Here is an 11,337-nt window from a genome sequence, read left to right as displayed (position 1 = left end):
TCCCTGTCCGCCGACGTTTCACAATCGACCGTGGTCACATCTCCTCGGCGATCTCCACGAGCCGCTGCAGGCTCAGCTGGGGAGGACGCCAACCGGATGCCTCCGCATGACGGAGAAACTCCTCCGGGACACCCACCCGATACGTCTCCACGTAATACGGAAGATCGCTCGGCCAGAACCACTCACCGTCGGTCAGGATGGCGAGTGGCGCGATCTCGGGCCGCGCCGGGTCCAGTTCGTCGAACGTGTGACCAGCCGCCGCGGCGAGCGTGGAGCCGGCGTTGAGATAGCCGACGACCGGAGCGACGAGGTGTTCGGCGAGTTTGCCGCGAGCGTCGGCCAGGCCGATCTCCGCCGAATCCCCGTGCGGCAGATCCTTGAAGTGGCCCATGGCTCGCACCCGCATCACCCTTTGTCGACGGCGCGACGACCGTATCCGAACCGGACGGGTCGCGGCAGCTCAGATCCGGCTAAGCGGCGTCACTGACCGGGCCGTGCCGTCGTAGCTGCGAGCCGCGACGAACGCACCCGTTGGCCGCTGACCACCGGCGACCGCCCGGGCCAACCGCAGATCCGCGTTGCGGAACCGCAGCGCCAGACTCAGGTGCGGCACCCACGCACCCGGCGCGTGCCACGGACGATGCCCGGCGGCGGCGGCGAGCACGTCCCAGGCGGCGGCGTGCAGCGCGGTCAGCACCGGCGTGGGTCGCACGAGCCAGACCAACGGCGCACTGCCGTCGAGGACGACGACACGGTCGAGCGTGACCGGCACCGGGAGCGCGGTGTCGAACAGCTCGGCCAGGCGGTGCTCGGCCCCGGGCGGGAACTCGTCCACCGCCGCGAGGGTCAGGTGTGGCCGGTTGGTCGGATGGGTGTTGCGGGCCAGGCTGGGCAGGCCGGCCTCGGCCAACCGGTCCCAGACCGCCCGGACCTCGCCGTCCAACCCGCCCGAGCAGACCAGTTCCACCGTACGCACCCGCCTACGCTAGCCGGGACGACGGCTCATGGAGCGCCGCGGCGGCCACCGTCGGAGCACGATTCAGTCAGGCGAAGTAGATCTCGTCCGGAATACTGGCGTCCCATCGCTCCCGCAGCAGCGGGGACGGCGCGCCCGGCGGGACGTCCACCTCGGCCCAGTAGACCCGACCGGCCACAACGTAATCCGTGGTCCGCCCGTCGTCGACGAGATACATGGCCGCGTCCGGCCACCGCATCCCCACGCGCTTCTCCTCGGCGGCCTTCTGCTCGGCGGATGCCAACCGGAGCTCGAACCGGCGGTACGCGTCGGACACACAGATCCGTGACACGTCGTGGAACACCAGGTCCACCACCTGAAGATCGTCGTCGTTCTCCTGGTCGCCGATGATGGCCCGGAGGTGCAGTCTGCTGTGACCGACAGCGATCGACCACGGCTTCACCGACCCCTCGATCCGCAGGGGCAGTTCGCCTCGAACGACCTGGCGCTCAGTCAACTTTCCTCCATTCACCACGAGAAAGATCTGTTGCGAAAGTCGACCAGAGTCGTAGCTGATCAAGCGCAGTGGGGCGGTGGCCACGAGACACGACAGGTCGCGGCAGACCTAGTGGCCGGTTGGCCTTGGTGCACCGGAGTCGGGGTCCAGGCCCGCCTTCCAGCGCTTCTGCCGTTCAAGCCAGTGCACGTAGCGCGGGGAGGCGTCGCGCAGGTCGATGCTGAGGGGGTAGGGATCGAACTCGTCCAGGAGCAGCCTGCGGAGGAACTGGACCATCCCCGTGGGAAAGAGCGTGAAGTCGTCGCGGGTATGTCGGCCGCAGACCAGGACGGGCCACCGGTCGGGGTCGGCGGCGGTGGTCAGCCAGCACAGAATGTCGGCACCCGAGGTGACGCCCCACGCGAGGATGTGGTTCGGGTCGACGTCGAGACCTTCCTGACCGCCCAGCATCTCCCAGGTGTCCCGGGCGTTCTCCGTCTCCTCCTCGAAGGTCCCGGGGTCCCACTGGATGTACGGCTTGGGCAACGGCATGAGGATGCCGACGCCGGCGAACGAGCCGGCGCCGTAGATGGACATGAAGGCCATGTAGTCGCGCGGGAACCGCGTGCCCCACCGAGCCTCCGCTGTCGACCAGTCGATCTCCTCGTCCGCTCCGAGATCAGCAGGCATGATCGCGGCCAACGCTGCGATGCCCGTCGGGTCTTCCACGGCAGTCCCTTCGACGACGTGGCCGCGAGCCTACGAGGCCACACCGACACACGCCGCAACCAGATCAGACGCACCAGCGACCGTGAGGAGCCGGGCGGGGTGGCGTCATCAGAGCCAGCCGTTGTCGCGGGCCCTGCGCACCGCCTCGGCACGGTCGGCCGCGCCGAGCTTCTGCACCGCAGCGGAGAGGTGGTTGCGCACGGTGCCGGTCGACAGGTGCACCCGGCGGGCGATCACCGCCACCGGAGCGCCGAACTCCGCCAGCCGCAGGGTCTCCAACTCCCGGGGGGTCAACGGGCACGTTGGCAGCGTCAGCGCGTCGGCGGCCAGCGACGGGTCGACGTACCGGCCGCCGCCGTGCACCCTGCGGATCACGTCGGCGAGCGCGCCGCCGGGCGATCCCTTCGGGATGAACCCGCGTGCGCCGGCGGTCAACGCCTGCCGCAGGTGACCCGGGCGGCCGTGCCCGGTCAGCACCACCACCGCACAGGTCGGCAGCGCCCGGGTCAGCTCGGCGGCGACGGCGATGCCGTCCAGGCCCGGCATCTCCAGGTCCACCACGGCCACATCCGGGCGGTGCGCCAGCGTCGCGTCGACCGCCGCCCGGCCGTCGGCGGCCTGGGCCACCACCTCGATGTCCGGCTCCAGCCCCAGCAACGCGGCCACGGCGACCCGCATCAGCTCCTCGTCGTCGGCGAGCAGGACGCGGATCACGCGATCACCGGCACGGTGGCCTCCAGGGTGAACACCGCGTCCTCACGGCGCACCCGCAGCTCGCCGCCGGTGGCGGCCAGCCGGTCGGCCAGCCCACGCAGGCCGTGGCTGTGCGCGTCCGGGCCCCGGTCGTCGGCGCCGTCGTTGGCCACCGTCATCCTGACCACGTCCTTCTCCCGGTCGATGCGGATCCGGCACCAGTCGGCCCGGCTGTGCCGCAGCACGTTCGTCCCCGCCTCGCGCAGCACCACCGCCAGTTCGGTGGCGGCGCGCTGCGGCAGGTCGGCCGGCGTCGGCGGCACCGTGCAGCGCACCCCGCAGGAGCGCAGCACCTCCGCCACGGCGGCCAACTGTTCGCCGAGGTCGACCGCGCGGTAACCGTGCACCGTCTCGCGGACCTCGGTCAACGCCGAGGCGGCGAGCCGCTGCACCTCGGTGGCCTCCCGGCCGGCCCGCTCCGGGTCGACCGGCACCAGGCGGGCGGCGAGCTCGGCCTTCACCGCGATCACGGTGAGGCTGTGTCCCAGCACGTCGTGCACGTCGCGGGCGAAGCGCAGCCGCTCCTCGGCGGCGGCCAGCCGGGCCTGGGCGGCCTGACCCTGCCGGGCCTGCACGAGCAGGTCCCAGAACCAGACCTGGAACCCGTTGACGGCGGCGACGGCCACCCCGACCCCGCCGGTCACGGCCAGGTGATGCACGACGGAACCGCCGGTCCAGCCGGCCACCCCCACCGCCACCAGCAGGACGCCGGCGGCCACCGCCAGCACGGCCGGCGGCCGGACCAGCAGCGGAGCGATGCCGATCAGCGATGCGCCCAGCCACGCCCAGGTGGGCCAGACACCGGCCGCCACCGGCCCCACCAGAGGAACGGTCAGCACCGCGACGCCGGCCAGGCCCACCTGGGCGCGACGCCGCCAGCGCTGGTCGAGCCACGGCGTCACGGCGGCGTACAGCACGGCGGTCTGCGTCACCGCGAAGGCCAGGATGCCGACGGCGCCGAGCGCCACCCGTACCCGGTCCGGCTCGCGGGTCAGACCGACCGCGGGCAGCAGCAGGCTCGCCCAGATGCCGGTGGCCAACGACAGCAGGGTCGCCTGGCGAGCGCGACGCAGCCGCCGGTCCGCCGCCGGGGACACCACCACGCTGACCACGGACCGATCCTAGGACCGCCCGCACCGGGCCCGCCCCTTCGCGATGTCACGGTTCGACCGTGCGATCCGCATGGTTTTCCGGTGACGGACGAACCTGCCGATGGCGGCGCCCGACCGGCACGGTGAATTCCATGACGACACTGACGAACGATGAGGTCCGGGACGTACCGCCGGTCGCGCCGTCGGCCGGTGGTGGGCGGCGCCTGCTGCGGCACCTCGCCGAGATGGCGCTCGCGATGGTCGCTGGCATGCTGCTGCTCGCCCCGCTGTGGGGCGCCGTCGGCGCCGCGCTGGGGTTCTCCGGTCCACTGGACCGCCCGGACGTGGCCGCCCTGGTGATGGCAACGAACATGACCGTCGGGATGACGGTGTGGATGCGCTACCGGGCGCACCGCTGGGGGGCCGTCGGTGAGATGGCCGCCGCCATGTACGTCCCGTTCCTGCTGCTGCTCGTGCCGTTCTGGGCCGACCTGCTGGACGGCGACGCGCTGCTGCTCGGCGGCCACCTGCTGATGGTGCCGGCGATGGTGCTGGTGGCGGTGCGGCACCGGCACGAGGCACCGGCGCCGGTGCGTCGGCATCCGGCCGCGGTGGCGCTCGCCCGACGCTGGCCGACCGGGTTGGCGCTGCTGATGACCGCGGACATGTGGGTCGAACCCCGCGTGGTCAGCCCGTGGACAATGCTGGTGCTGCCCGGCGGCTACCTGCTGGTCGGCGTGGTCCGCGGCACGCTGCGCGGGCCGGGCGTGCTCGCCACCCAACTGCTCGGCCTGACCGCCTGGGTCGCGCTGACACTGGTGGCGGTCGCGGCCGGCGGACGAACGGCCGCGTGGCTGGTGGCGTTCGGTTGGCTGGCGCACGCGGTGTGGGACCTGGTGCACCACCGCAACGGTCGGGTGGTGCCGCGCGGCTACGCCGAGTGGTGCGGAGTCCTGGATGCGGCGCTGGCCGGTACCGTGATCCTGGCGATCCTGACCACCGGCGGCTGACCCGTCCGTCCATCGGCAGGCGGTGTTGTGCCGGTCGGCGCAGCGGGTGCGACGGCGTGATGAAAGGCTTGGCGCATGAGTTCCGCACCTGCACAGCACGACGCACCTACCGACACCACCCCCGACGGCTCCGACGAGGCGCACGCCTTCACGGAGCTCGGGCTGCGCGCCGAACTGCTGGGCGCGCTGGCCGCCCTCGGTTACGAGGAGCCCACCCCCATCCAGCGGGAGGCGATCCCACCGCTGCTGGAGGGTCGGGACCTGCTGGGTCAGGCCGCCACCGGCACCGGCAAGACGGCGGCGTTCGCGCTGCCGCTGCTGAACCGGATGCCGGCACACCGCCAGGGCGGGGACCCGGTGGCGCTGGTGCTGGTGCCGACCCGCGAGCTGGCGGTGCAGGTCTCCGAGGCGTTCCACCGCTACGGCAAGGACCTGGGCGCGCGGGTGCTGCCGATCTACGGCGGGCAGCCGATCGGGAGGCAGCTGCGGGCGCTGGACAGCGGGGTCGACGTGGTGGTGGCCACCCCGGGGCGGGCTCTGGACCATATCGCCCGGGGCACCCTGCGGCTGGGCGGGCTGGCCACGGTGGTGCTCGACGAGGCCGACGAGATGCTCGACATGGGCTTCGCCGAGGACATCGAGGCGATCCTGGAGCACGCCCCCGCGCAGCGCCAGACCGTGCTCTTCTCGGCCACCATGCCCGGCCGGATCGACGGGATGGCCCGCCAGCACCTGCGCGAGCCGGTCCGGATCGAGATCGGCCGGGAGCAGCAGGTGGCCGGCGAGGCGCCCCGGGTGCGGCAGAGCGCGTACATCGTGACCCGGGCGCACAAGCCGGCCGCGCTGGGCCGCGTGCTGGACGTGGAGTCACCCACCGCCGCGATCGTGTTCTGCCGCAGCCGGGAGGAGGTCGACCGGCTGACCGAGACGATGAACGGCCGCGGCTACCGGTCCGAGGCGCTGCACGGCGGGATGAGCCAGGAGCAGCGCGACCGGGTGATGGGACGGCTGCGGGCGGGCACCGCCGACCTGCTGGTGGCCACCGACGTGGCGGCCCGCGGGCTGGACGTCGAGCAGCTCACCCACGTGGTCAACTACGACGTGCCGTCGGCGCCGGAGTCGTACGTGCACCGGATCGGCCGGGTCGGGCGGGCCGGGCGGGAGGGCGTGGCCATCACCCTCGCCGAGCCGCGCGAGCACCGGATGCTCAAGACCATCGAGCGGGTGACCGGCCAGCGGATCACGATCGACAAGATCCCGACGGTGGCGGACATGCGTACCCGCCGGCTGGAGCTGACCCAGGGGGCGCTGCGCGAGAGCCTGCTCGAGGACGACCTGGACCCGTTCCGGGTGATCGTGGAGACGCTGACCGACGAGTTCGACCTGATGGAGGTCGCGCTCGCCGCCGTGAAGTTGGCGCACGAGGTGACCTCGCCGGGTTCGGACGACGAGGAGGAGATCCCGCAGGTGCCCGTGCGCGGCCCGCGCGAGGGTCGGCCCGAGGCCGGCGGTCGGGGCGGTGACCGGCGCGGTGGCGGCCGGCCGCGTGGGGGCGGTAACACCGCCCAGGTCTTCATCGGGCTGGGCCGGCGCGCTGGCGTCCGCCCGCAGGACCTGGTCGGGGCGATCACCGGTGAGACCGGGATCAGCGGCCGGGACATCGGCTCGATCGAGATCGCCGACCGGTTCTCGCTGGTGGAGGTGCCGCAGGGCGTGGCCGACGAGGTGATCGCGGGGCTGCGCGGCAGCACCATCAAGGGCCGCAAGGCCACGGTGCGCCGGGATCGCGGCGGCGACCGCTGAGCGTGCCGCCGGCGGCCGTCGGGTCCGACGGTCGCCGGCGGGAGGATCAGAGGGGGTACGGGCCGAACCGGCCCCACGCCACCACGGCGGCGAGGACGAGCAGCACCGCGCAGACCACGGCGCCCTGCGTCTCGAGGCGGCGCCTGTCCGCCGTGTCCTGGGTCTTCGCCCGGCGTACGTGCACCAGGATGCCGCCGACCATGACGATGACCAGCCCGACGGCGGCCAGCGCGGTGAGCACGGTGGCGATGCCGGTGAGGGCGGGCAGGACGAGCCCGAGGGCGGCCAGCAGTTCGACGGCGCCGAGTGCCTTGACCTGGGACGGCGGGACCGGGTCGACCCAGCCCATCCGGTCGCGGAGCTTCTCCTTGGGCTGGGTCAGTTTGGCCGCGCCAGCGCCGGCGAACACGGCGGCGAGCAGGATCTGGATGATCCAGAGCAGCACGTTCACGGGGGTTTCCTCCGGGGGGTACCGCCTCACGGCGGAGAGGTAGTTGAGGGTTCAAGCGCGACAGTACGGTTCCTCGATCGACTCGTACAGCACGAAGCCCCCGCCGTCCGGAGACGGCGGGGGCTTCGTTGCCGAACGTCAGGCCGCGGCGAGCGCCGGGCCGTCCAGCGACTCGACGTCGGCCGGGCGCAGCGCCAGGGCGAGCACGTCGGCCACGTCGGCCAGGGTGTGCACGGTCAGCGCCGAACGCACCTCGGTCGGCAGGTCGTCCAGGTCCGGCTCGTTGCGCGCCGGGATGATCACCTCGGTGAGGCCCGCCCGGTGCGCGGCGAGCAGCTTCTGCTTCACCCCGCCGATCGGCAGCACCCGCCCGGAGAGCGTCACCTCGCCGGTCATCCCGAACTCCGGGCGGACCGGACGGCCGGTGACCAGTGAGGCGAGCGCGGTCACCATGGTGATGCCGGCGCTCGGACCGTCCTTGGGCACCGCGCCCGCCGGGACGTGCAGGTGGATCCTGCGCCCGGCCAGGGCGTTCGGGTCGATGCCGAGCCGGCGCCCGTTCGAGCGCAGGTAGGAGAGGGCGATGTGCGCCGACTCCTTCATCACGTCACCGAGCTGGCCGGTCAGGGTCAGCCCCGGCTCGCCCTCCATGCTGGTCGCCTCGATGAAGAGGACGTCCCCGCCGGCGCCCGTGACGGCGAGGCCGGTGGCCACGCCGGGCACCGCGGTGCGCTCGGCCGACTCCGGGGTGAACTTCGGCCGGCCCAGGTAGCCGGCGAGGTTCCCGGTGTCGACGCGTACCGGCGTCGGGTCGGTCGCCAGCGCCACCGCCACCTTGCGCAGGATCTTGGCCAGAGCACGCTCGAGTTGCCGGACCCCGGCCTCCCGCGTGTACTCCCCCGCGATCAGCGCCAGGGCATCGTCGGCGATGCTCACCTCGTCGGCGGTCAGCCCCGCCCGCTCCCGCTGCCGTGGCAGCAGGTGGTCGCGGGCGATGGCGACCTTCTCGTCCTCGGTGTACCCGTCCAGGGTGACCAGTTCCATCCGGTCCAGCAGCGGACCGGGGATGGACTCCACCACGTTGGCGGTGGCCAGGAAGAGCACGTCGGACAGGTCGAGGTCGACCTCCAGGTAGTGGTCCCGGAAGGTGTGGTTCTGGGCCGGGTCGAGCACCTCCAGCAGGGCGGCGGCGGGGTCGCCGGCGTAGCCGGCGGCCAGCTTGTCCACCTCGTCGAGGAGCACGACCGGGTTCATCGAGCCGGCCTCGCGCAGGGCACGCACGATCCGACCGGGCAGCGCGCCGACGTAGGTGCGCCGGTGGCCGCGGATCTCGGCCTCGTCGCGCACGCCGCCGAGCGAGACCCGGACGAAGTTGCGGCCGAGCGCCCGGGCGACGGACTCACCGAGGCTGGTCTTGCCGACCCCGGGCGGGCCGGCGAGGGCGAGCACCGCGCCGGAGCCGCGACCGCCGACCACGCCGAGGTTGCGCTCGGCCCGGCGGTTGCGCACCGCGAGGTACTCCAGGATGCGGTCCTTCACGTCGGCCAGGCCGGCGTGGTCGGCGTCGAGCACCGCCCGGGCCTCGCCGAGGTCGGTGTTGTCCTGGGTACGCGTACCCCACGGCATCTCGAGGACGGTGTCCAGCCAGGTACGGATCCAGCCGGCCTCCGGAGAGGCGTCACTGGCCCGCTCCAGCTTGCCGACCTCGCGCATGGCCGCCTCGCGGACCTTCTCCGGCAGGTCGGCGCCCTCCACCCGGGAGCGGTAGTCGGCCGAGCCGTCCGGCTCGTCCTCACCCAACTCCTTGCGGATCGCGGCGAGCTGCTGGCGGAGCAGGAACTCCCGCTGGGACTTCTCCAGCCCCTCCCGGACGTCGGTGTTGATCTGCTCGGTGACCTCCTGCTCGGCCAGGTGCTCCTTGACCCAGCCGACCAGCAGCTCCAGCCGGGCGGTGACGTCCGGCGCGACGAGCAGTTCGGTCTTCTGCTCCAGACTCAACCAGGGCGCGTAGCCGGCCGAGTCGGCCAGCTCGGAGAGGTCGGTCATCCGCTCCATGGCGTCGATGACCTGCCAGGCCCCACGCTGCTGGAGCACGGAGGTCGTCAGGGCGCGGTACTCGCGGGCGAGTTCACGGGCCCGTCCGGCGGGGGCGGGTTCGTCGAGTTCGGTCGCCTCGACCCAGAGGGCGGCGCCGGGGCCGGGCACGCCGGAGCCGATCCGGGCCCGGGACAGGCCACGGATGACGGCGGCGGGCTCACCATCGGGCAGCCGGCCCACCTTCTCGATGGTGGCGACCGTGCCGACGGGGCCGTACTCACCGTCGATGCGGGGCACGGCGAGCAGCTTGCGGTCGCCGGTCGCGCGGGCTGCGTCGACCGCGGCCTGAGTGGTCGGGTCGAGGGTCACCGGGATGACCATGCCGGGCAGCAGCACGGCGTCGGTCAGGGGAAGTACCGGAAGAGTTGCCATCGAACACCTGCTATCGCGTTGACTTGAGCGTGTCTCACTCAAGTAACAAAGCGTTCCCCTTGTTCCGGGGTGTGACCCAGACCACTGTCCGCGGTGGGGTGGCGACCGGGAAGCAGCAGCTCACAGACCAGTCGGCCACCGCCGGCCACCGCCACGGCCAGCGGGATGGCCAGGCTGATCGCGGCCAGGGCGACCACGATCCGGCCGGGCAGCCCGGCGGCGGCGGCGACCAGGGTCAGCGCGGCGAAGACCACCAGCTTCACCCGCGTACGGGACAGGGGGACCACGCCGGTCTCCCGGGAGGGTGCGACGACGGAGGACATCTCTCTCCTTCTGGTGCGGAGGGTCGGTCAGAGCAGGACGAGCAGCGCGGCGCCGACGGCCGCGGCCGGGATCGTGGTGATCACGGTGGCCAGCACCGCGGAGTGCCGCCGCATGGCAGCCAGCGGGATCAGCGCGTCGCCGTCCTGGCTGATCGCGTTGGCGACCAGGGTGGGCAGCGGCAGCCCGCCGCTGACGTACAGCCCGGTGAAGACGATCTGCACCGCGCATCCCGGGATGAGGCCGATGGTGGCGCCGATCAGCACACCGACCAGCCCGGTGACGGCCAGTTGGGAGCCGTCGAAGCCGGTGGTGGTGGTGACGATCTGCCAGCTGACGTAGGCCACCGCCACCCACACGGTGACGAAGGACGCCTCGTGCGCGCTGTGCCGCATCGTGGCCCGGATCGAGCGGGGTTGCGCGGTCTCCAGGCTGTCGTCGGCCAACCGGCCCCCGCCGGACGCGAAGATCAGCACGGCGGTCAGCGTGCCGAGCACGCCGAGCGCCAGGTACGGGTCGAGCCCACCCAGGGTGCGGGTGAGCGCGTCGGGGTCGACCAGCTGGAAGACCACCGGCACGGAGACCAGGAACGCCGGGGTGGTCAGACCCCAGAACGCCGTGGACGCGGGCACCCGCGGCAGCAGCCCGGCGAGCAACCGCCGCGCGCCGGCCAGGTCCGGACCGCCGGCGGCGACGAGGCCGGCCGGGGCGGACGCGCCGACCGGAAGCGCCGGGACGGCCGGGCCCGCGCCGACGGGAACGACCTCGGCGCGTGGGGCGTCCGTGGCGGACCTCCGGCGCGGAGTCCGGGCCGGATCGATACCGAGCGCGTCGACGACGTACCCGGTGACGAGGCCGACCGCGAAGAGCAGCAGGTGGATCTTCAACGCGAACAGGGGGTTCCAGGCCAGCACCACCCACGACGAGTCCCCCATGGTGGCCGCCAGGGCGGCGACCACGGTACCGAAGGAGACCTTTCCGCGGGCGTACAGCGGCATGAGGACGATGGCCCCGCCACAGCCGGGGCTCACCCCGAGCAGCGCCCCGACCAGCGGGCCGAGTCGGGGGCGCCGGGTCAGGCCGTCGGTCGCCCGGTCGCCGTAGCGCCATCGCAGCCAGCCGAAGAGCGCGACCAGCACGGCCACGTAGACGCCCACCTGCATGAACGCGTCCGCGAGCGGACGGAGCACGAGATCGGTCACGGCACACCTCCACAGAGCGACAGGCGCCGGGCCGCCCACCACACGGGAGCGGCCCGG

The 11,337-nt window shown here is 73.0% G+C and carries 12 protein-coding genes; 2 read left to right on the top strand and 10 right to left on the bottom strand.

Annotation, left to right across the window (positions count from 1 at the left end; genetic code table 11):
• Positions 1-34: 34 nt before the first annotated feature.
• The 6 genes from ACTWLT_RS13005 to ACTWLT_RS12980 form a co-directional block, all read right to left on the bottom strand.
• Positions 35-391 carry a hypothetical protein gene (locus ACTWLT_RS13005; protein WP_445318603.1) on the bottom strand — a complete coding sequence of 119 codons (357 nt, stop codon included), beginning with the start codon at positions 389-391 and terminating at the stop codon, positions 35-37.
• A gap of 69 nt (positions 392-460) precedes the next feature.
• Positions 461-976: a 2'-5' RNA ligase family protein gene (locus ACTWLT_RS13000; RefSeq protein WP_445318602.1), complete on the bottom strand. Its 516-nt coding sequence runs from the start codon at positions 974-976 to the stop codon at positions 461-463.
• Positions 977-1,043: 67 nt separating this feature from the next.
• Positions 1,044-1,472, bottom strand: coding sequence for a hypothetical protein (locus tag ACTWLT_RS12995; protein WP_445318601.1), 429 nt, complete (start codon positions 1,470-1,472; stop codon positions 1,044-1,046).
• 108 nt (positions 1,473-1,580) lie between these two features.
• Entirely contained in the window at positions 1,581-2,180 is a 600-nt protein-coding gene (locus ACTWLT_RS12990) for an SMI1/KNR4 family protein (protein WP_445318600.1), read from the bottom strand.
• 108 nt (positions 2,181-2,288) lie between these two features.
• Positions 2,289-2,894 carry a response regulator transcription factor gene (locus ACTWLT_RS12985; protein ID WP_445318599.1) on the bottom strand — a complete coding sequence of 202 codons (606 nt, stop codon included), beginning with the start codon at positions 2,892-2,894 and terminating at the stop codon, positions 2,289-2,291.
• Positions 2,891-4,045 carry a sensor histidine kinase gene (locus tag ACTWLT_RS12980; protein ID WP_445318598.1) on the bottom strand — a complete coding sequence of 385 codons (1,155 nt, stop codon included), beginning with the start codon at positions 4,043-4,045 and terminating at the stop codon, positions 2,891-2,893. Before ACTWLT_RS12980 ends, ACTWLT_RS12985 begins: the two co-directional genes overlap by 4 nt.
• A gap of 131 nt (positions 4,046-4,176) precedes the next feature.
• Here ACTWLT_RS12980 and ACTWLT_RS12975 point away from each other — a divergent pair, with 131 nt between their 5' ends.
• Together ACTWLT_RS12975 and ACTWLT_RS12970 are read left to right on the top strand one after the other, a co-directional pair.
• Entirely contained in the window at positions 4,177-5,034 is an 858-nt protein-coding gene (locus ACTWLT_RS12975) for a hypothetical protein (protein ID WP_445318597.1), read from the top strand.
• Positions 5,035-5,109: 75 nt separating this feature from the next.
• Positions 5,110-6,837, top strand: coding sequence for a DEAD/DEAH box helicase (locus ACTWLT_RS12970; RefSeq protein ID WP_252415658.1), 1,728 nt, complete (start codon positions 5,110-5,112; stop codon positions 6,835-6,837).
• 46 nt (positions 6,838-6,883) lie between these two features.
• Here ACTWLT_RS12970 and ACTWLT_RS12965 read toward each other — a convergent pair whose 3' ends face one another.
• The 4 genes from ACTWLT_RS12965 to ACTWLT_RS12950 form a co-directional block, all read right to left on the bottom strand.
• Entirely contained in the window at positions 6,884-7,288 is a 405-nt protein-coding gene (locus ACTWLT_RS12965; protein ID WP_445318596.1) for a DoxX family protein, read from the bottom strand.
• Positions 7,289-7,426: 138 nt separating this feature from the next.
• Positions 7,427-9,757 (bottom strand): endopeptidase La, encoded by a 2,331-nt coding sequence (lon, locus tag ACTWLT_RS12960; RefSeq protein ID WP_445318595.1) that lies wholly within the window; start codon positions 9,755-9,757, stop codon positions 7,427-7,429.
• Positions 9,758-9,795: 38 nt separating this feature from the next.
• A complete protein-coding gene (locus tag ACTWLT_RS12955) occupies positions 9,796-10,080 on the bottom strand; it encodes a hypothetical protein (RefSeq protein WP_445318594.1) in 285 nt (94 codons plus the stop codon).
• A 27-nt stretch (positions 10,081-10,107) separates the two neighbouring features.
• Positions 10,108-11,280 (bottom strand): putative manganese transporter, encoded by a 1,173-nt coding sequence (locus ACTWLT_RS12950; RefSeq protein WP_445318593.1) that lies wholly within the window; start codon positions 11,278-11,280, stop codon positions 10,108-10,110.
• Positions 11,281-11,337: the final 57 nt, after the last annotated feature.

This window comes from Micromonospora yongxingensis (assembly GCF_052601155.1).
The sequence above is the reverse complement of the archived record's forward strand: the minus strand, read 5'-3'. Positions and strand labels throughout refer to the sequence as shown.

Excerpts from the sequence above, each read along its gene's own strand:
- ACTWLT_RS12970 (WP_252415658.1), top strand. The coding sequence starts at position 5,110 with ATGAGTTCCGCACCTGCACAGCACGACGCACCTACCGACACCACCCCC.
- ACTWLT_RS12975 (WP_445318597.1), top strand. The coding sequence starts at position 4,177 with ATGACGACACTGACGAACGATGAGGTCCGGGACGTACCGCCGGTCGCG.
- ACTWLT_RS12955 (WP_445318594.1), bottom strand. The coding sequence starts at position 10,080 with ATGTCCTCCGTCGTCGCACCCTCCCGGGAGACCGGCGTGGTCCCCCTG.
- ACTWLT_RS13005 (WP_445318603.1), bottom strand. The coding sequence starts at position 391 with ATGGGCCACTTCAAGGATCTGCCGCACGGGGATTCGGCGGAGATCGGC.
- lon (WP_445318595.1), bottom strand. The coding sequence starts at position 9,757 with ATGGCAACTCTTCCGGTACTTCCCCTGACCGACGCCGTGCTGCTGCCC.